Consider the following 18,262-nt stretch of genomic DNA (forward strand, 5'->3'; position numbering starts at 1 on the left):
GGCGGACGGAGCAGCGCCCCGGTCCGTTGATCCGCCAGGGATTACGGGACAGCCTTAGCCGCGGCCGCCCAGGAAATGGAACGTGGGATGAGGATGCATGAGGAAGTCGTGGTGGGAGATGTTCCAGGCGTACGCGCCGGCCAGAGCGAAGACCACGCGGTCGCCCGCGCGCAGGCCCTGGGCCGGGACCTGGCGGGCCAGGAGGTCCTTGGGGGTGCAGAGTTGGCCGGTGACGTTGACCGCGGGCCGGCTCGTGGACGGGCGGGGCCACGGGTGGGGCCAGGCCTCCACCGGGAGGACGGAGCAGGGCTGGTCGTGGCCCTTCGTGGCCGGGGTGCGCAGGTGGTGGGTGCCGCCGCGGACGACCGCGAAGGCCTCGCCGTGGCTGTCTTTGACGTCCAGGACCTCGGTGGCGTACCAGCCGCAGTACGCGGTCAGGGCCCGGCCCGGTTCGATCCGTACGGTCAGGCCGGGGTGGGCGGCGGTGAGGCGCGCGAGGCCGGCCCCGTACGCCGCCCAGTCGAAGCGGCTCCCGGGGGACGCGTAGTCGACGTTCATGCCGCCGCCCACGTTGACCTCGGCGAGGTGGAAGCGGTGGCGGGCGGCGAGGTCGACGGACCAGGTGATGACGGATTCCGCTGCGGTCAGGAGCTCGGGCGCTTCCAGGCCGCTGGCCAGATGGGCGTGGACGCCGCGCAGTTCGAGGTGGGGATACCGGCCGTCCGTGAGGAGCCGGACGGCGGCGTCCGCGTCCGCCGGGTCGAGGCCGAACGGGGTCGGGCGGCCGCCCATCGCCAGTGAGCTGCCCGCGAGCGAGTCGTCCGACAGGGGGAGGTTGAAGCGGAGGAGGACGGAGAGGCGGGTTTCGGTGGTGAGGCCGGCTGACAGGGTTCCCAGCACGTTCAGGTCGTGGAGGCTCTCCACGTGGAAGCGGGAGACGCCCTGCTCGAGGGCCGCGGTCAGTTCGGCCGCGGTCTTGCCGGGGCCGCCGAAGGCCAGCGGCCGGCCCGGCACGGCCTTGCCGACGTGGGTGAGTTCCCCGCCCGAGGAGACCTCGTAGCCGTCGACGTACGGGCCGAGTGCGGACAGGACCTCCGCCTCGGGGTTGGCCTTGGCGGCGTAGTACAGCTCGACGTTCGCCGGGAGGGCTGCCCGTACGGACGCCGCGTGCTCGCGCAGGGCCGCCAGGTCGTACACGTAGGCCGGGAGGTCGGGAGAGTCCAGAGACAGGATCCGGTCGGTCACCGAGGCAGTGGGTGCGGTCATCGGGCTTCGCTCCAGGTGTTCTCGTCATGGGCCGCTTCCGACAGGACGTCCTCGGCGAAAGGGGAGGCGAGGCGTACGTAGCCGGCCTCTCGGTCGGCTTTGCGCTCCCAGCGGGTGAGCAGGTTGGCCTTGGCGGGCAGCGGTACGCCGGCCAGCAGGGCGGCGAGGCGCGGCGGGCAGCCGTGGCGGTCGGCGTGCGTCTGCAGGGAGGCGCGGACCCGGGCCCACAGCGCGGCTTCGGTCTGCGGGTGCAGATCGGCCAGCGCGGCGAGCATCTCGGCGACGTGGTTGACCAGGAGGCAGTAGACGACCCGGTCCCAGCCGCGCTCGGCGTCGTACGTCATGGGGTCGGCGACGTCCGCGGGCAGCGAGGCGAGGGTGGCGGCGTGCTGCTCGGGCAGGAGCTTGGTGCCTTCCAGGTCGCGGAAGAGGACCTGGGCCGGCATGCCGTCGTCGTCGACGCAGACGACGACGTTCTGGAGGTGGGGTTCCAGGACGAGGCCGTGGTCGAAGTAGGCGGCCAGTACGGGCGGGACGAGCAGCTTGAGGTACGCCGCCCACCAGTCGAGGGCGGTCTGTGGTCCGGCCCCCCGCAGGAGGCGGGAGATGTGGCCGGGGCCCGTCGGGTACTCGTCGGCGACGGCGCCCGCGAGCAGCGGGGTCGTACCCGGCAGCAGCTGTCGGGACAGGCCCTCGCGGACGATCACGCCGAAGCCCTCGAGCAGGGCGCGGTCGGGGGTCCCGTCGGGGCCGGGCAGGGAGAGGCTGCGGTAGGCGGGCTCGCGGAGCATCGCGCTGCCGGGGAAGCGGGCCGCCAGGTCGGACAGGGCGGGTTCCAGGAGCCGGGTCAGCGCGACGGCGCCGGTCAGCTCGTAACTGGAGTTCTTGCGCAGGCAGTTGGTGATGCGGACGTTGAGGCTGAACTTCAGGAACGTCTCGCCGTCGTAGAGCGTGCGCACGGAAGCCGTGGCCGCGAAGGGCCGACCGCCCGGGCCGAGGTCCAGGATGTCGCCGCGGTCGAAGGCGGCCCGCAGTCCAGGGTGCTCGCGCAGCATCTCGTACTGCCACGGGTGCGCGGGCAGCAGCCGGTAGCCGTCCGGCAGATCGGGGTGCAGCCGGTCCAGCGGATCGGTGGCGCTCTCCTCGACGCGTTCCTCGGCGATCAGGTGGGCGCGGACGGCGAGGTGGCGCAGCGGGAAGGCGGCGCCCACCTCGGGCGCGTACGACAGCCAGGACGCGGCATCGCCGCTGCGCGCCTTCGGGGTCGGGTGGAAGCGGTGGCCGAAGAGCAGGGACTGCTCGGAGGCGAGGTAGGTGGCGAGGCCTGCCTCGTCCGTGAAGGGGCGGGAGGGCTCTCCCGTACGGGCGGCCAGCGCCGCGGTCACGGCCTCGTGGCCGGAGGCGACCTGGTCCAGGAACTCCTCGTTCTGCACGCCCGTACGCAGCGACAGTTCGTCCTGGGCGTACTCGGCGAGACGCCGCCAGTCGATCCCCACCCAGAGGTCGCCGCGCTGCTCCAGCACGGGGCCCGTGAACCGGTGGGCGCCCAGGAGGGAGGTGCGGCGCAGGGCGACCCGCAGCAGCACGCCGCGGCGGGGGAGGCGCAGCAGCAAGTGGCCGTCGGTGACGGCGCTCTGGTGCTCGGGGCTGGACACCTCGCGCAGCAGGCAGTTGAGGAGGGTGTGCGAGACGACGTCGTCGGCGCTCGGCAGGCCGGTACGGCCGACGGCACCGGCGGCGCCGGTATGGCCGGCGGGCAGGGGATCGGTGGCGAGCGACTTGTTCAGCGGGGGCATCAACGGCTCCAGCGGGTGCGGATGGAACGGAGACTGCTACGAGAGCGGGGCAGGGCGAGGGCGCAGGCGGCCACCAGGGCCATGGCGCAGCCGGTCAGCACGGGCGCGGCCGGGCCGTAGTGGCTGGTGCCCACGGCGGCGGCGACCCCGGCGACGACCGCGCCCGCCTTGGAGAAGAACTCCCGCACGCCGAACAGCCGGCCGGGCGCACGCCCCTTGACGCATTGGGCGGCCAGTACGGACAGACACACGAGTCCGAGGGTCAGCCCCGCGCCGAGAAGCAGCCGTACGGCGGTCAGCGCGGCCAGGTCGTCGGCCACGCCGTGCCCGGCCAGGCCGAGCGCGATGCAGGTGAAGCCCAGCGCCATGCCGAGGCGGGGGCGGCGGTGGAAGGCGGAATGCACCACCATCGCCGTCAGCAGGTAACACAGGTGCGGGAGGGCGAAGAGGACGCCGGAGAGGAAGGGGGAGGTGCCGGGTATGCGGTCTTCGATCAGCTGGATCAGGTAGGGGTACGAGATGACGGTGGAGAAGACGAAGGCGAATTCCAGGGCGTAGAGGATGCGCAGTTCCGACGCAGGGGAGGGCTCGGCGGTCACCGCGGCCGCCTCAGCCCCGGACGCCTCGGTACGCGCCGTCTCCGTACCCGACGCCCCAGTACCCGAGGTACCCGACGTCTCCGTCCCGGCCCCTGCCGCTCCACCGGCCGGCACCCGTCTTGGCCCGCGCGACTCGGGCAGAGCCGCGATCAGCACCGCCGCCGTCAGCGGCAGGACGGCGAGCAGGGCGTACTGGCGGTGGGGTGACAGCCATGGCGACAGTGCGCCGACGACCAGCGGTGCGAAGACCAGGGCCGCCCGCGCCGCGCCTTGCAGCAGGGTGAGCGCCTTGGACAGCTCCGGACCCTCCAGGGCGGCCCCGAGGTAGCCGTTGGACGCGGCGTAGGTGCCGCCGAGGATGCCCTGGAGCACCAGGGCGAAAGTGAAGGTGGCCAGGGAGTCGGCCCAGCCGGCCAGCAGGAAGGACAGGGCGAGCCCGAGCTGGGCGCGCAGCAGCAGCCGCTTGCGGCCGAACCGGTCGGCGAGCCGGCCCCACAGCGGGGCCCCGACCCCGGCGAAGACGGTGGGCACCACGTACAGCACACCCGCCCAGTGGGCGGTGGTGTCGCCGAGCCCGGGGAGGATCTCGGTGAGGTACGGGGGCAGCCCGAGAGCGGCGAAAGACGCCACGAAGTAGCACCCGGCGACGGCATGCACCTGACGGCGCCCCAGAGTCGGCCGGGTCACCCCCGCCGAACCCGCCGCCTTCGGGTCGGTGTCCGTCGGCGCAGTCGCCGTGGCACTCATCGCAGGTCCCTCGCTCGCCGTCGCAGGTAGTTGGGGCCGGTCGTGTAGTGCGTGTTGATGTCGGAGGCGCCCGAACGCTCTTTGGTGAGCAGCGTTCCGGCGGTGACCATCGCCTTCACCGGCAGCTCGGCGGCGTCCAGCACCCGTTCGCGAAGCGCTGCGCCCGGCTCTCCGCTGCCGGTGCCGAGCCGCCCGGCGGCCTCGGCCAGCCGTTCGCGTACGAGCCCCAGGACCGCCTCGGGCGAGGCCGTGCGGCCGTGTTCCGCCAGCCCGAAGGCGTAGGAGCCCGCACACAGGTGGAGGGTGATGGTGGTGAGCATGTCGGTGACGGCCCGGTAGCCCTCGCCGAACATCCGCGGGTCATGGAAGGGGGCCAGCAACTCGTCGGCCTCCGCGCCCAGCGTCCGGCGCAGCCTCGGTTCGTTGAAGCGGGGGCTGTCGTCGTCCTTGAACAGCAACCGCACTCGGGTGCGGCCGTCCTGCGGGGTGCGGTCGAGCACCACGGAGATGTTCTGCTGGTGCGATGCCAGGGCGATGCCGTAGCCGTAGAGCGTGGTCTGCCAGTCGAGGAGCAGGGCGAGGAAGGCGTCGAGCAGGGCGACCGGGTCGCCGCCGTAGAAGCGGTCGGCGAGGTGGTCGATGACCAGCCGCCCGCCGGGGGCGGTGCTCAGCAGCGCGGCCAGCGGCAGCACGGCGGCGCGGTCGAGGCCGGCCGGGTAGCGGCGGCAGAGGACCGCGAGCAGCTCGTGTCCCGCGTGGGCGTAGACCGTCTCGTCGGCGTGCAGGATCGTGTCTTTGAACCGCGGCTCCCGTGCGATCACCGCCTCCACCAGCCGCTGTCCGGCGGCGCCGTGCACGAGGGTGACGGGCTTGATGGTGCGGCGGTTGCCCAGGCCCAGTGTGGCGGTGGCCAGCGGCAGTTTGAGGTGCAGGTCCGGCTGGCCGGCGAGGCCGACCGTACGCATCGACAGCGTCGGTACGGCCTCCAGGTACGGGGCGTCGGCGAGGACGGCCGTGCCCTCCAGCCCGGCTTCGCGCAGGGCGTCGCGCAGCGGGGCGCCGAGGCTGAGCGGGTGGACCGGGAGCGCCAGGTGGCTGTCGGAGAGCTCGGGCAGGCCGAGGTCGGCGGGGGAGGGCCAGCTCGCGGGCAGCGCTGCGGGGCCGCCGGGGAGGGTGAGCGCGTCCCGCGGTACGGCGAGCCAGCGCAGGCCGAAGTGCGGGTGGAACTCCGGGGCGTACGAGCGCAGTTGCCCGTCGTCCAGGCCGGAGCGGCCGCGGGCGGTGGGGTAGACCGGGTGGTCGAGGCGGGCGGCGAGGGTGTCGTACGCGAGGGAGGCCGCGAGGCCCGTCCAGTCGGCGGGGTCGGCGCCGTAGCGGGCGGTCAGGTCCTCGAAGACCTCGGCGGCGGTCCGGTCGTGCAGCCGCATGGTCGCCAGGGTCTGGCGGCATTCCTCGGCGAAGGCCTCGAAGCCGGGGCGGTCTACGGGGTCGGCCAGCCCGGTCAGCGCGGCGAGGATTGCCTCGCAGCCGGTGAGTTCGGTGCCGTCCGGCTCCCTGACGAGCAGCGGAAGGCGGGCGGCGTACGCGCCCTGGAATCCGTCCTCGCAGACCGGGAGGAGCAGCGCCGCCGCGTCCCCGCCGGCGGGCAGGGGCAGCCGCAGCCAGGGGCCGTCCGCGCGGTCGACGCCGGTGGTGCGGGTGCGCAGGCCGACGACGTCCTCGCGGAGGAAAGCGCTGAGCACCCGAAGCAGCAGGGTGTCTTCGGCGGTCTCGGCCGCGACGGTCGTGGCGGCGCGGGTCACGGTGTGATCTCCCAGCGCTGGGTGGCGAGGAAGTCGGCGTGGACGCGGTTGACGTCGTCCTGGCCGGTGCCGACGGCCCGCACGGCGCCGAGGTAGTCGCGGTGGGTGTGGTGCAGGTCGCGGTGCTCGCCCACGGCGCGCATCGGCCGGTACGTCAGCCGTACGCCGTCCACGTCCAGATCGGTGGTGCCGGGCGCGGCCGTCAGGGTGCCGGCGCGGTCGGCAGTCGGCCACGAGATCCGGGCGGCGCCGTCGCGGCGGGCGCCCAGGTCGGCGGGGAGCGGCTCGCCGAGGTGGGTCTGCAGTACGAGTTCGAAGAGCGGGATGCCGAGCAGGTCAGCGAGGAGCAGGTCGCACTGGTCGCCGATGGCGCGGTAGTTGACCTCGATGATGTGGGCGCGGCCGTCGTGCACCACGAACTCGGTGTGGCAGATGCCGAAGCCGATGCCGAGGGCGTCGAGCTGGGCGAGGATCTGGGCGACGACCGGCTCGGGATGGGCGGGGACGAAGGTCAGCTGCTGCTCGATGAAGAGCGGCGGCGGGGTCAGTTCGGTGCGGAATCCGCCCAGGACGTGGCGGGTGGCGCCGTCGCCGAGCGTCTCCAGCGTGTACAGCTGGCCCTGGAGGTACTCCTCGACGACCAGGGGCACGCCGGGCCGCCGCACCTGTATCTCCTTGCACTGCTGCAGCAGGTCCTCGGGGCCGTGCACCATGACCACGTCCTCGCTGGCCACGCCCTCGCGCGGCTTGAGTACGCAGGGGTAGGCGATCTCGGCGGCGTCGGGCAGTTCCCCGGGGGCGATCTCCACGGACCACACGGAGTCGGTGCCGGAGGCGTTGAGGTGACGGCGCATCTGCGCCTTGTCCTTGACGCGCAGGGCGGTCTGCCAGTTCTTGCCCGGCAGGCCGAAGTATTCGGCGGCCAGGGCGGCTTGCACCTGGAGGTGGTCGCTGTTGGAGAACACCGCGTCGGGCGCGTGGTGGGTCGCTATCCGGGTGATGACCGCGCGGAAGTCGCGTACGTCACACTCCAGGACTTCTACGTCCGGGCTGTAGCGCTCGCGGTGGGCTTCGGGCTGGTCGGTCAGCACGGTGACGTCGAGACCGAGCCTGGCGGCGGCGGGGAGGAAACCGTCGGTGACCGAGTCGGTGAGAGGGAGGGCGAGCAGGTACAACCGCATGAGCGGTGACCCCTTCCGAGTCGTGGAGCGGCGAGCGGCTGTGGTCACGGATGGACGGATCGTCCGGTTGCCGGGCAGCAACCGGCTGCCGCAGTTTAGGTTAGGCAACCCTTACTTATCAACCCGCCCTTCGGTCGGCCGACTTGAGCGGATTGATCAAGGACGCCCACAGAAGATAAGGTAAGGCTTACCTTGATTCAAGTTCCGATCTCTGACGCACCCCCGCACGCCCGTGAAGGAACGCCGATGACGACCTCCCTGGACACCCTGGACACCCTGGACACCCCGGCCGCCCCCGCCGCCCCACGGGCAGGCGGCGTACTCGCCTCCGGCTATCGGCGACTCGCCGCGGTGTGCGAGGCGTTGGACGTACAGGTCGCGGGATCCGGGGACACGGCGGCGGGAACGTGGGTGACCGGCGCGGAGCTGGCAGAGCGACCGGAGGCCCTCGAGGCCTTCATCGCCGCCGAGTCCACGCGCATCCGGGAGCGGCACGGGCTCGCCCCGCGCCCGGACGTCGCCGCCTCCCGCGCGCTGCACGGCTACCTCTGGTCCGTCAGCCTTCTGATGAGCGGTTCCTGGCACCTGGATCGGCGCGTGCCCCGCATCCGCCCGGCCGAGATCCGGCTGAACCTCACCACGGGCGTCCACGAGGTGACGCCGGGCTCCGGATTCGCCTGCCTGCCGGACGATCCCGCGGTCGGCGCCCCGCCGGCCGGCGCCGCCCTGCCGCACGTACGGGCGTACGGCGTGCGCGTGGTCGGTCATGAGGAGGCCCTGCGCGCGGAGTTGCGGGCCGCGATCACCGACCACGTGCGTCCGCTGCTGGCCGCGATCGGCCCGTACACCCGGCGCGGCCCGCGCGCCTTGTGGGGCATGGCGGGCGACGACCTGGTCTCGGGCATCTGGTACCTCGGACGGGTCCTCGGCCAGGAGGAACGGGCCGTGAGCGCCGCGACCCGGTTGCTCCCCACGGCGATCGCGCCGTTCCCCGCTGGCGCGGACTTCCGCAGGCTGGCGGGCCGCGAGGGGCGGCAGTACCCGACCCGCACCCGGAGCGGCTGCTGCCTGTACTACGCACTCGACGCAGCCCGCCCGTGCGGCACTTGCCCGCGCACGAGCGACGCGGAGCGGGTCCGGCGGCTGGAGGAGCAGGCCTGAGCGCGCACCGTACGGTGCGAACGACCGCGGGCCGGTACCGGGATCTCCCGGTACCGGCCCGCGGTCGTTCGGTTGCCGTCGGCGGTGCTCGACCGCGACGGACCCCAGGTCACTTGGCCGGGTCGACCTTGAAGATCTTGGCCATGTCGTCCAGGACCAGGTCGGCGCCCTGGAGCGAGACCGAGGTCATCCACGTGGCGTCGTCCACCTCGTGGACGTTGCCCTTCTGGACGGCGTTCAGGCGCTGCCACAGCGGGTTCTCCATGAACTTCTTCTTGCGGTCCGCGCCGCCCGAGAAGGCCGTCAGGAAGATGTGGTCGGCGTCGACCTGCTGAATCTGCTCTTCGCTGATCTCGATGTTGAACTTCACGGTGTCCCGCTGGTTCTCCGGCCGCAGCAGACCCATGTCCGTCAGGATGATGCCGGAGAAGCTCTTCGGCAGGTAGATGCGGGTCGGTCCGTCCACGAAGCGGGTGACCGAGACGGTCGGCTTGCCGCCCTCGCCGCTGCCGCCGCCCTGGGCGTTGATGGCGTCACCGATCTTCTTGGCGCGGGTCTCGTACGCCGTGAGCTTGGCCTTGGCCTTCTCCTCCTGGCCGAGTGCCGTACCGAGGAAGGTGATGTTCTCCTTCCAGATCGGACCCGTCGTCTTGACGAAGACGGTCGGGGCGATCTGGCTCAACCGGTCGTACAGGTCCGCGTGGCGGACGGTCGCCGAGACGATGAGGTCCGGCTTGAGGGCCGCGATCGCCTCGAGGTTGGGGTTGTCGAGCGGACCGACGTCCTTGGTGTTCTTGACGGCGTCGCCGAGGTAGGCCGGGAAGCCCTTCTGGTCACGGTACGCGCCGACGCCGCCGACCAGCGGGGCGTCCAGCGCGACGACGGCTTCGACCAGGCTGTTGTCCAGCGCCACGACGCGCTTGGGCTTGGTCTTGACCTCGGTGGTGCCCTTGTCGTGGGTGATGGTGCGCGGGAAGCCGGCATCGGCCGCGGCGGGCTTGTCCGAAGCCCCGGAGGCCTTGTCATCTCCACTTCCGCCACCGCAGGCGGCCAGCGAGAAGGCCAGGGCTGCCGTCAGGACGGCAGCGGCGATCCGGCCGGGCCGGCGACGCTGAGTGAAGGTGTTCATCGGGTCTCTCCCATGAGCTGACGGTGCGGACGAGCGGCTGGTGACAGGTTGTGAAAAACCGTTGGCCAGCGACTTAGGCAAGGCTTACCTGTGTGAAGCGCTGTGAGAATAGCGGCTGTTCAGGCTTGAATCCACCCCGGGTCGTATTCGACCGAGCGGACCACACCGTGCGTTAAGGTGTGCCTTACCTTGTGAGGCGTGACCCTGAAGCCCGCCGTCGCCGGGGCGGCCGACACAGCCCGCCCCGCGCCGCCACCACGCCCCGCCCTGCGCCGAACCTCCACCCGTGCTGCACTGACGGTGACACTCCTCGCCGCCGTCTTCGCGGCCGTCTGTGCCTCACTCGCCATCGGTACCAAGGCCGTTCCGCTCTCCGACGTACTGACCGCGATAGCCGGCGGTACCGACGGCGATGCCGTGGTCATCCGCGAACTGCGCATGCCCCGCACACTCCTTGGACTGGTCGTCGGCCTGTCGCTCGGCGCGGCCGGAGCCGTGGCCCAGGACATCACGCGCAACCCGCTCGGCGACCCGGGCCTGATCGGCATCAGTGCGGGCGGCTCGTTCGCCGTTGCCGCCGCCATCGGCGCACTCGGGCTGACGAGCCCTTACCAGTACATCTGGTTCGCCTTCCTGGGCGCAGCGCTCGCCGGACTGCTCGCGTACGCCGTCGGCGGGACCGGGTACGGCGGCGCCACTCCGGCCAAGCTGGCGCTCGCCGGTGCCGCCGTCACCGTGCTGCTCGACGCGGGGACCAACACCCTCGTCCTGCTCGACGTCCGCACGCTCGACCAGTACAGGTTCTGGGCGGTGGGCTCCCTCGCCGGGCGCGATTCCGGACTCGCCCTGAATCTCCTGCCGTTCGCCGCCGCAGGGCTCGTGCTGGCGATCGGGCTCAGCGGCAGGCTCAACGCCCTCGCGCTCGGGGACGACCTCGCCAGCAGCCTGGGCACCAAGGTCCGCACGACACGTGCGCTGGGCGCCGTGGCCGTCATCCTGCTCGCGGGCACCGCCGTCGCGGCGGCCGGCCCGGTCACCTTCATCGGCCTCGTCGTGCCGCACATCGTACGGGCCTTCACCGGGCCCGACGCCCGCTGGCTGGTGCCCTGTTCGGCGCTGGGCGGCGCCTCCCTCATGCTGACCGCGGACGTCGTCGGGCGGATGGTCGCCCGCCCCGGTGAACTCGAGGCCGGAGTCGTCACCGCCCTGCTCGGCGCTCCCTTCCTCGCCCTCCTCGTCAAGCGGGGCAAGCTGAAGGAGCACACCCGATGAGCCTGACCAGCCTGCTCCGGTGGGAGGCCGGCCCGATCGGCGTGTCGGTGCGCCCACGGGTCGCCGTCGCTGTCCTCGCGCTCGTCGTCACCGGTTTCGCCGGGCTCATCGCGTCCGTGTCCCTCGGCACGTACGCCATCCCCGTCGGCGACGTGCTCGGCGCGGTCCTCGGCTTCGGCGACGGCGCCGCCGACCTGATCGTCCATGAACTCCGGCTTCCGCGCGCGCTCACCGCGCTCCTGGTCGGCGCCGCCTTCGGCCTGGCCGGAGCCGTCTACCAGGCCGTCACCCGCAACTCCCTGGCCAGCCCCGACCTCATCGGCATCGCGGCCGGCTCCGGCGCCGGCGCGGTCGCCGCGATCCTGATCGGCGGCGTCACCTCCGCGGGGGCCGGCACCTTCGGGGCCGTGCCCTTCGGCGCCCTCGCGGGTGCGCTGCTCACCTCCGCCGCGATCTACCTGCTTGCCTACCGCGACGGCACCATCACCGGCTACCGCTTCGTGCTCGTCGGGCTCGCCGCGAACGGCGCCCTCATCGCCCTGACCCGCTGGCTGCTCGCCCGCGCCGACATCGACCAGGCCTCCCGCGCCATGGTCTGGCTCACCGGCAGCCTCAACGGCCGCGGCTACGAACACGTCCAGTGGTCCGGGATCGCCCTCGCGGTCCTCATGCCGCTGACCCTGGCGCTCGCGCGCCCGTACCAACTGCTCCAGTACGACGACGACACCGCACGCAGCCTCGGCATCCCGCTGAAGCACTCGCGCATCGCGCTGCTCGTGCTGGCCACCTGCCTGACCGCCCTGGCCACCTCGGCCGCCGGGCCGATCGCCTTCATCGCGCTCGGCGCACCGCAGATCGCCCGCCGCCTCGCCGGCACCGCGGGGATCCCGCTGATGATCAGCGCCCTCACCGGGGCGGTGCTGCTGGTCCTCGCCGACCTGGCCGCCCGCCTCGTGCTGGCCCCGACCGAACTGCCCGTCGGCGTTCTCACCGGCGCCGTGGGCGCCCCGTACCTGCTGCTGCTCCTCGCCCGGGCCAACCGGGCCGGAAAGGGAGGCTGAAGATGACCGCCCCGCTGACCGCCCCACCGACCGGCACCCGCCCGGCCGCGATCCACGGTGCCGGCCTCCGCCTGGGATACGGCGACCGGATCGTCGCCGACGAGCTCGACCTGTCCATCCCGGCGGGTCGGGTCACCGCCCTGGTCGGCCCGAACGCCTGCGGGAAGTCCACCGCCCTGCGCGCCCTGGCCCGCCTCCTCAAGCCGGCCGGGGGAACCGTCCTGCTGGACGGCGAGGACATCGCCTCCCTGTCCTCCCGGGACTTCGCCCTGCGCCTGGCCCTGCTGCCGCAGACCCCCAGCGCGCCGGACGGCATCACCGTGCGGGACCTGGTCGCCCGCGGCCGCACCCCGCACCAGCGCTGGTGGCGCCAGTGGTCCTCGGCGGACGAGGCCGCCGTCGACGCCGCCCTGACCGCCACCGGCGCGTCCGACCTGGCGGAGCGCTCCATCGACGAGCTCTCCGGCGGCCAGCGCCAGCGCGTCTGGATCGCCATGGCCCTGGCCCAGGACACCTCGGTCCTCCTCCTCGACGAACCGACCACCTACCTGGACCTGGCCCACCAGGTCGACGTCCTGGAACTGGTGGCGGACCTGAACCGCTCCGAGGGCCGCACCGTCGTCATGGTGCTGCACGAGCTGAACCTCGCCTGCCGCTACGCCGACCACCTGATCGCGATGCGCGAGGGCCGGGTCATGGCCGCCGGGACACCCTCCGAGATCGTCACCCCGGAACTGGTGTACGAGGTCTTCGGCCTGCGCGCGGCCGTCATCGAATGCCCGGTCGCCGGCACTCCTCTGGTCATTCCCGAAGGAGGGCGCAGGACTTGACGCTGCAACGGCCACGGGGGCGGTCGGCGTGCGCGGCGCCGGCCCGAAGCGGTCAGCGGACGCTCCGGCTTCCAGCCTGCGGACCCGCGTTGACGAACGGCGAGATTTAGGTAAGCCTTACCTCGCCTCTGCGTGGGTCTTGTGCCGTGCCCGCGCCCGTACCGCCCTCGGAGCCCTTTTCATGCTGTCCCCCGCCGCCGCCTCGGTGCCTGCCAGAACCCCTGCCCGCCCGGTGCGCCTGTACGACTCGTGGTGGACCGTGGCGGCAGCCGGCCTGGTGGCGATGATGGTTCTGACGGCGGGGCTGTGGTTCTCCCTCCACGTGCGCACCGACCAGTCGCTGCACACCGCTGCGCTCTTCGTGCACCTCGCCTCGCTGATACTCGGCTTCGGTGCGGTGCTCTCCGCCGATTACTACGGCCTGCTGTGGACCACCGGCCGCTGCTCGCTGACCGAGGTCCTGTCCGCCACGTCCCGGCTCCACATGCCGATCTGGGCCGGACTCGGCGGGCTGGTGGCGAGCGGGCTCATGCTCCACCCCGACCTCCACTCCCCACTGACCCAGACGAAGATCGCACTGGTCGGCCTCCTCACCCTCAACGGCCTCCAGGCGGGCCTGCTCGGCCGCCGCCTCACCGAAGCCACCGAGCCGATCGGCCGCGGGCTGATGGCCTGGGGCGGCGCCACGGCACTCTTCTCCCAGGCCTGCTGGTGGGGCGCCGTCGCGATCGGCTTCCTCAACACCAACCGCTGACCAACACCCGCAGGGCCGGCACCTGCCCGATGCGCGAGGGCAGCGCGCGCCGTCCGAGCGAAGCCGTTCGGCAGGGGTGATGGGAGGCTCCCGCGCCGCCTTGCTGCTCAGCGCAGTGGTCGAAGATGGGTTCATGACAGGAGAAGCGAGCGAGATCGTTCTGAGCAAGCAGGACCTTCGTGAGATCACCGCTTTCGCCGCGGCGTCCGCGCAGGTGGCGCTCGAGATATTCGAGGCCGATCAGCCAGACGACTCGCGGCCTCGAGACGCTGTCGATGCCGCGTGGGAATTCGCTCGGGGTGGCGAGCGCGGCAAGTCCCTACGCGACACGGCGTCGGCGGCCCTCAAAGCAGCCAAGGGTACGGACACAGCAGCTGCGCGCGAGGCAGCGTGGGCAGCAATGTCCGCGGCAGGCGCTGCGTACCTGCATCCGCTGGCCAAGGCCACCCAGGTCAAGCACATCCTCGGTGCCGCCGCTTACGCCGCCAGAGCGGCCGAACTGGTCGCTGGTGACGATCGGAGCGTTGGTGCCGAACACCTTGAGCGAGCGGTGCATCGCGCGACTCCGATCGTCGTCGACGTGCTCAAACGCTTCCCTGCGGCACCAGATGGGGGCGGACGGGTCGGTGAGTTGATTCGCGTGCTGGATGCTGATCTTCGCTCACTCACCTTCGTCGAGTGACTTTCATTTCCCAGATGACGCGACTCATCACCAGGCGAAGGTCTCAGAGCGGGTCTCGAGGAATTGACTGACCCGCACGCGGCACTCTTGGCGCTCGAGGCAGCGGTGCCGGGGCTGGCGGATCTACGGCGGGTCGAGCCGGCCCGCATCGACTGGGTGGTAGTCGAGACCGCCCTCGAAACGGCGCTGCCGCCGGACTTCAAGTTGCTCGCGGAGCAGTATCCGCTCCTGCAATTCGGCGACTACATGTCGTTTCACACCCCGCAGCCCGGAACGGAAGAGGCATGGGCCCGGGCCCTGGCCGAAGAGCGGGAGGACGCGGCTGACCTCCTTGACGTGGACGAGCTCAGCGACCTGCTCGCTGTCTACCCGGAGCCCGGCGGCCTGCTGATCTGGGGTAGCTCGATCGATGGCGACACGTTCTTGTGGACCACCGCGGGAAGCGGCTCCGAAGAGTGGCAGGTCACCGTCGCCTCCCACAACGGAGACTGGTGGCACTACACCGCGGGCGCGGTCCAGTTCACCGCCGATCTGATCTCCGGAGCCGTTGAACCCTGGGGCCTTCCCCGTGTACGCCCCGAGGTCATCACCATCGGCGGCGAAGCGTAGGCACTCCACGATCTGCTCCGGGCACCGCTGCCCGCCGGCCTCGGGGCCCCAGCTCGACAGGACTGCAAGGGCGGTTCCGAGGTGCCGGGTGACCAACCATCCGCCACGTGGGGTCGCGAGGCGTCCTGGGCGCGGTGCTGGTCCGCCTCGAGCCGGGCGCGGTAGGCGGAGCCCCGGATCACTGCCCCGGGGGTGGGTCAGGTGTGGATGTGGCTGTTGGTGCCGTCGTCGCTGTCGGCTTGTTCGTCGTTGAACCAGTAGTCGCCGGCCGCGAGGTAGCGGAAGGAGTGCGTGCTGTGGGTGGGCAGGGCGACTCGGGCGGTGCGGGTGCCGTCGCCCCGGGGTTCGAGCGGGTGGGCGGCGGGATTCCAGTGGTTGAAGTCCCCGACGACGCTGACCGGCCCCTCTGGGTTGTCTTCCGGCAGGACGAAGGTGACTTGGGTTCGGCCTTTGAGCTGCTTGCGTTCCAGCACGGTGGTCTCCAGCCGTGGGTCGTCGGGGGTGGGTGCGGGCATCCTTGCGTCTGCGGCGGCCGGCCGCGGTGGGACGTGCCGGTGGTCTGGACTCGGTCATCTGTCCGGTCCCCGCCGACGACGGGTCATGCGGGCCGGCCGGGGAGTGGGACCTCGGTCCGTTGCGGGGCCCGGCCGGGGCTTCCTCGACCGGCCGGGCCCCGCGTGCATGGACCTCTCGTCGCCCTGTCACCGTGACACGGACCAGCCCGCACCGCCCGCGCGGAGCGGTGGTGCGTAGGCCGTTCGGGGGACGCGTGCCGCACGCCGCCCAGCAGGCGCGGAACCTGTGGCCGCGGGGCCGCGGAAACTGATCTGCCCATGTTCCCGCCGGCTGGGTGAGCGCGGCATGCAGGGCGTCATACAGCATCGGGGCCGGTACGCGCTGCCGGTCGGGACGATTTCGGATTCGGCCGATTGCCGTCGGTGGGCTCGCTACGCTCATGATCAGGCCGTGCCGACAGGAGTGTGCGGACGAGGGCAGGTGCCCCAGGCGCTCTGGACAGCACCTGACCGAGCGAGGGGACCCCTGCCAGCCGGCAGGGGTCCCCTCGGCGAAGCTCCATCACCCGCGCCGGGCCCGACAGGGGAGCGCGGACACCGGGACAGGCCTCACGGCACCGCGAACCAGCAGATGTCACCGGAGTCGGGCAACTGGGAATGCGCGTCGACCTCTGCCGCGATGCGCGCCAAAGCCCCGGCCTTGTCCGCATTCCACGGCAGGAAGGGGTCCTGCTCCGACTCCGTCAGGTCTCCCGGTCGCGCCCCGGCGTCGTACAGATCGGCGACGATCCGCAGGAGCAACGCCAGCTGTTCCTCGAACGTGGCGCCCCGTCCGAGCAAACTCCCCACGGCTCCGCTGACGACAGAGAAGCCGACCCAGTCGTCGTGTGCGTACTGGCTCAGATAGTCCAGCTCTCGGCGGTACGCCTCCTGGTTCACCATGTCTCAGTCCCCGTGCTGCGGGATGTGGAACGGCCGATAGGGCACGGTCGATTTCGGGTCGTCCGACACGTCACGGCTGTGAGGTGCGAGGGGTGCAGTGGGGATGTGGGGCCAGGCTCAGGCATCGGTTTCAAGGATGCGCTTGAGGGTGGCGAGTTCGGTGTCGACCAGGGCGGTCTGCTCGTCGAAAAGGGCGTCCCTACGTTGTCCTGCGGGATGTGGTGAGCCCTTCGTATGGTTGACCCGCCCAGGGGTGCCGGGCTTCCCGGCGCGAGCACCGAGGTCGTCGACCTGAACCAGTTCGGCTGCGGGAACCACCCCGACCACTACTGGCGGATCGAGCCCTGGGGCCGGGGCCCCGCCGGGCCGCTCTACCGCGTGGCCAACGACAACAGCGGACTGTGCGTGGCCGTACCCGCTGCGAACAAGGCCGCCGGTGTCACCGTCAACCAGTTCCCCTGCGGGGAGGACCCAGATCACCTTTGGCGCGTCGCGCCGGAGGCGGCCCGGGACGCCTCGGGCCGCGCGCTGTACCTCGTCGTCAACGACAACAGCGGGCTGTGCCTGAGCGTCGCCCGCGCGGGCACGGAGCAGACGGCGCCGGTGGTCCAGTCGCCGTGCGCAGGCCGGCCCGAGCAGCAGTGGCGCCTCACGCCCCGCTGACGGACCGGGCCGGCGCCCACCATCAGCGGGACGGGTACCCGTGTACCGCGGCGAGCCCCTGTTCCTGTTCGGCATGGCCGGACGGCCCCGTGGCCCCCCGACCGCGCCGCGTAGCGGGTGGCCAGGCCGCGCCGTCTTGGCGTGGACGGGACGCTGGGGGCCTTCCCCCCGGCGAGGCAGCGCGCATGGCCCGCGGCCGGGGCGGCCACCGACATGGAGATCTACACCCACGCGGTCGCCGACGGTTTGCACTCCGCCCCCGTCCGCGACGTCGTCACGCGTTTCCGGCCCGCGTGGCGTGGGCGCCTCCGTGGCCGCATCGGCAGACCCTGCTGTGGCCGAACGGCGCCGAGCCTCGCAAAGAAGGGCGACCCGGCAGTTGCGCAGAGGTGGACGCGAGGCGCAGGGAGCGGGCGCAGCGGCGCAGGCTGACCACCCCGACACAGCCCCGAGCCCGTCGCCGGAACGGCAGATGGCCACGAGCCTCACGACGGGAAGACGTCCGCGCCCGGCCGCGGCTAGGCCCGGGGCAGCCAGCCGGAGGCGAAGTCGGCTTGGTCTCGTGCGCGCTGCGCCCGCTCCTCGAGGAGCCGGCGGAAGCTGGCGAGCGCGTACCGTTCTCCGGTGGCCGCGCGGGCCCCCGGGATGCCGGCCACCTCGGCCATGCGCTGCTGGGGCTGGGGCTGCCAGCCGGTGACCAGGACCCTCAGGCCCAGGCGCTCGGCGCGCCGGTGCAGGTTCAAGAGGTGGAAGAGGCCGTCGGCGTCCATGGCCGGGACTCCGTGCAGGTCCAGCAGCAGGTCGCGCTCGTCGGCGGTGACGTGGTCGAGCGTGTGCTGGAGTACCTCGCCCGCGTCCTCATTGAGTTCCCCGTCGGCACTGACCAAGACCGAGCTGCCGCAGTACTGGACGTCTACGTTGATCAACTTTTTCTCCCGTCACCGAAGGCTTCGGGCCTGCGGGGCCCCATCCTGGCCCGGCGAGCCCCGGGGGTGGTACAAGGCGCGCTGAGTTTCCGGCTCCCGTCCGAATTTTGGGGTTGCACCCGAGGAGGCGACGAGTTCGCCGACCGGGCGTTGTCAGCGACGTCGTGCAGCGGCTCCGGGGGGTCACGGGGGGCCGTCCTGCCCGGGAAGCCGAGGTTCCAGGACGGGCGCGTCGACCGGAGAGCAGAGATTCCCCAAAGATCGCCGAATTCCGGATGAGACGCTCCGCAGCGGGCAGGCGAGCCGTGCCGACCAATGGCCGCTCCC

Annotated in this window: 17 protein-coding genes; 8 read left to right on the top strand and 9 right to left on the bottom strand. The window is 72.1% G+C overall.

Annotated elements, in window-relative coordinates; translation table 11 throughout:
- Nucleotides 1-54 precede the first annotated feature (54 nt).
- The 5 genes from AB5J51_RS37180 to AB5J51_RS37200 are packed head-to-tail and all read right to left on the bottom strand — an operon-like array spanning nucleotide 55 to nucleotide 7,391.
- Nucleotides 55-1,266 (bottom strand): type III PLP-dependent enzyme, encoded by a 1,212-nt coding sequence (locus AB5J51_RS37180; protein ID WP_369779760.1) that lies wholly within the window; start codon nucleotides 1,264-1,266, stop codon nucleotides 55-57.
- Complete coding sequence (locus AB5J51_RS37185) at nucleotides 1,263-3,062, bottom strand: IucA/IucC family siderophore biosynthesis protein (protein WP_136224015.1); 1,800 nt, start codon at nucleotides 3,060-3,062, stop codon at nucleotides 1,263-1,265. Before AB5J51_RS37185 ends, AB5J51_RS37180 begins: the two co-directional genes overlap by 4 nt.
- Nucleotides 3,062-4,408 carry an MFS transporter gene (locus tag AB5J51_RS37190; protein ID WP_369779761.1) on the bottom strand — a complete coding sequence of 449 codons (1,347 nt, stop codon included), beginning with the start codon at nucleotides 4,406-4,408 and terminating at the stop codon, nucleotides 3,062-3,064. The genes AB5J51_RS37185 and AB5J51_RS37190 overlap by 1 nt, the downstream gene beginning before the upstream one ends.
- On the bottom strand, nucleotides 4,405-6,210 hold the full coding sequence (locus tag AB5J51_RS37195) for an IucA/IucC family protein (RefSeq protein WP_369779762.1): 1,806 nt from the start codon (nucleotides 6,208-6,210) through the stop codon (nucleotides 4,405-4,407). Before AB5J51_RS37195 ends, AB5J51_RS37190 begins: the two co-directional genes overlap by 4 nt.
- Nucleotides 6,207-7,391 carry an acetyl-CoA carboxylase biotin carboxylase subunit family protein gene (locus tag AB5J51_RS37200; RefSeq protein ID WP_053786729.1) on the bottom strand — a complete coding sequence of 395 codons (1,185 nt, stop codon included), beginning with the start codon at nucleotides 7,389-7,391 and terminating at the stop codon, nucleotides 6,207-6,209. The genes AB5J51_RS37195 and AB5J51_RS37200 overlap by 4 nt, the downstream gene beginning before the upstream one ends.
- Nucleotides 7,392-7,637: 246 nt before the next feature.
- Here AB5J51_RS37200 and AB5J51_RS37205 point away from each other — a divergent pair, with 246 nt between their 5' ends.
- Nucleotides 7,638-8,552, top strand: a complete 915-nt coding sequence (locus AB5J51_RS37205; RefSeq protein ID WP_369779763.1) for an iron-sulfur protein — start codon at nucleotides 7,638-7,640, stop codon at nucleotides 8,550-8,552.
- 109 nt (nucleotides 8,553-8,661) lie between these two features.
- Here the strand turns inward: AB5J51_RS37205 and AB5J51_RS37210 are convergent, their stop codons facing one another.
- Nucleotides 8,662-9,681, bottom strand: a complete 1,020-nt coding sequence (locus AB5J51_RS37210) for an ABC transporter substrate-binding protein (protein WP_136224019.1) — start codon at nucleotides 9,679-9,681, stop codon at nucleotides 8,662-8,664.
- 198 nt (nucleotides 9,682-9,879) lie between these two features.
- On the opposite strand from AB5J51_RS37210, the gene AB5J51_RS37215 reads away from it, so the two are divergent.
- From AB5J51_RS37215 to AB5J51_RS37240, 6 genes are all read left to right on the top strand, one after another.
- A complete protein-coding gene (locus AB5J51_RS37215) occupies nucleotides 9,880-10,953 on the top strand; it encodes an iron ABC transporter permease (RefSeq protein ID WP_166663239.1) in 1,074 nt (357 codons plus the stop codon).
- Nucleotides 10,950-12,014, top strand: coding sequence for an iron chelate uptake ABC transporter family permease subunit (locus AB5J51_RS37220; RefSeq protein ID WP_136224020.1), 1,065 nt, complete (start codon nucleotides 10,950-10,952; stop codon nucleotides 12,012-12,014). The genes AB5J51_RS37215 and AB5J51_RS37220 overlap by 4 nt, the downstream gene beginning before the upstream one ends.
- Before the next feature lie 2 nt (nucleotides 12,015-12,016).
- Nucleotides 12,017-12,844, top strand: coding sequence for an ABC transporter ATP-binding protein (locus AB5J51_RS37225; RefSeq protein WP_136224021.1), 828 nt, complete (start codon nucleotides 12,017-12,019; stop codon nucleotides 12,842-12,844).
- A gap of 181 nt (nucleotides 12,845-13,025) precedes the next feature.
- Entirely contained in the window at nucleotides 13,026-13,598 is a 573-nt protein-coding gene (locus AB5J51_RS37230; RefSeq protein ID WP_369779764.1) for a hypothetical protein, read from the top strand.
- 133 nt (nucleotides 13,599-13,731) lie between these two features.
- A complete protein-coding gene (locus AB5J51_RS37235) occupies nucleotides 13,732-14,280 on the top strand; it encodes a putative immunity protein (protein ID WP_133899257.1) in 549 nt (182 codons plus the stop codon).
- An 87-nt stretch (nucleotides 14,281-14,367) separates the two neighbouring features.
- On the top strand, nucleotides 14,368-14,889 hold the full coding sequence (locus AB5J51_RS37240; RefSeq protein ID WP_369779765.1) for an SMI1/KNR4 family protein: 522 nt from the start codon (nucleotides 14,368-14,370) through the stop codon (nucleotides 14,887-14,889).
- A 197-nt stretch (nucleotides 14,890-15,086) separates the two neighbouring features.
- On the opposite strand, the gene AB5J51_RS37245 is transcribed toward AB5J51_RS37240, so the two are convergent.
- Both AB5J51_RS37245 and AB5J51_RS37250 read right to left on the bottom strand, forming a co-directional pair.
- On the bottom strand, nucleotides 15,087-15,404 hold the full coding sequence (locus AB5J51_RS37245; protein ID WP_240805253.1) for an isoamylase early set domain-containing protein: 318 nt from the start codon (nucleotides 15,402-15,404) through the stop codon (nucleotides 15,087-15,089).
- 609 nt (nucleotides 15,405-16,013) lie between these two features.
- Nucleotides 16,014-16,346, bottom strand: a complete 333-nt coding sequence (locus AB5J51_RS37250) for a hypothetical protein (RefSeq protein ID WP_053786735.1) — start codon at nucleotides 16,344-16,346, stop codon at nucleotides 16,014-16,016.
- Between the two features lie 234 nt (nucleotides 16,347-16,580).
- Here AB5J51_RS37250 and AB5J51_RS37255 point away from each other — a divergent pair, with 234 nt between their 5' ends.
- Entirely contained in the window at nucleotides 16,581-17,009 is a 429-nt protein-coding gene (locus tag AB5J51_RS37255; RefSeq protein ID WP_369779766.1) for an RICIN domain-containing protein, read from the top strand.
- Nucleotides 17,010-17,527: 518 nt separating this feature from the next.
- Here the strand turns inward: AB5J51_RS37255 and AB5J51_RS37260 are convergent.
- A complete protein-coding gene (locus AB5J51_RS37260; RefSeq protein WP_369779767.1) occupies nucleotides 17,528-17,935 on the bottom strand; it encodes an STAS domain-containing protein in 408 nt (135 codons plus the stop codon).
- Nucleotides 17,936-18,262: the final 327 nt, after the last annotated feature.

The sequence above is a fragment of the Streptomyces sp. R33 genome (assembly GCF_041200175.1).
Taxonomy (GTDB): domain Bacteria; phylum Actinomycetota; class Actinomycetes; order Streptomycetales; family Streptomycetaceae; genus Streptomyces; species Streptomyces katrae_B.

Bases quoted from the DNA above. Each gene is read 5' to 3' on its own strand.
- AB5J51_RS37250 (WP_053786735.1), bottom strand. From the start codon at position 16,346: ATGGTGAACCAGGAGGCGTACCGCCGAGAGCTGGACTATCTGAGCCAG.
- AB5J51_RS37245 (WP_240805253.1), bottom strand. From the start codon at position 15,404: ATGCCCGCACCCACCCCCGACGACCCACGGCTGGAGACCACCGTGCTG.
- AB5J51_RS37210 (WP_136224019.1), bottom strand. From the start codon at position 9,681: ATGAACACCTTCACTCAGCGTCGCCGGCCCGGCCGGATCGCCGCTGCC.
- AB5J51_RS37180 (WP_369779760.1), bottom strand. From the start codon at position 1,266: ATGACCGCACCCACTGCCTCGGTGACCGACCGGATCCTGTCTCTGGAC.
- AB5J51_RS37230 (WP_369779764.1), top strand. From the start codon at position 13,026: ATGCTGTCCCCCGCCGCCGCCTCGGTGCCTGCCAGAACCCCTGCCCGC.
- AB5J51_RS37235 (WP_133899257.1), top strand. From the start codon at position 13,732: ATGACAGGAGAAGCGAGCGAGATCGTTCTGAGCAAGCAGGACCTTCGT.
- AB5J51_RS37200 (WP_053786729.1), bottom strand. From the start codon at position 7,391: ATGCGGTTGTACCTGCTCGCCCTCCCTCTCACCGACTCGGTCACCGAC.
- AB5J51_RS37190 (WP_369779761.1), bottom strand. From the start codon at position 4,408: ATGAGTGCCACGGCGACTGCGCCGACGGACACCGACCCGAAGGCGGCG.
- AB5J51_RS37205 (WP_369779763.1), top strand. From the start codon at position 7,638: ATGACGACCTCCCTGGACACCCTGGACACCCTGGACACCCCGGCCGCC.
- AB5J51_RS37225 (WP_136224021.1), top strand. From the start codon at position 12,017: ATGACCGCCCCGCTGACCGCCCCACCGACCGGCACCCGCCCGGCCGCG.
- AB5J51_RS37220 (WP_136224020.1), top strand. From the start codon at position 10,950: ATGAGCCTGACCAGCCTGCTCCGGTGGGAGGCCGGCCCGATCGGCGTG.
- AB5J51_RS37255 (WP_369779766.1), top strand. From the start codon at position 16,581: ATGGTTGACCCGCCCAGGGGTGCCGGGCTTCCCGGCGCGAGCACCGAG.
- AB5J51_RS37185 (WP_136224015.1), bottom strand. From the start codon at position 3,062: ATGCCCCCGCTGAACAAGTCGCTCGCCACCGATCCCCTGCCCGCCGGC.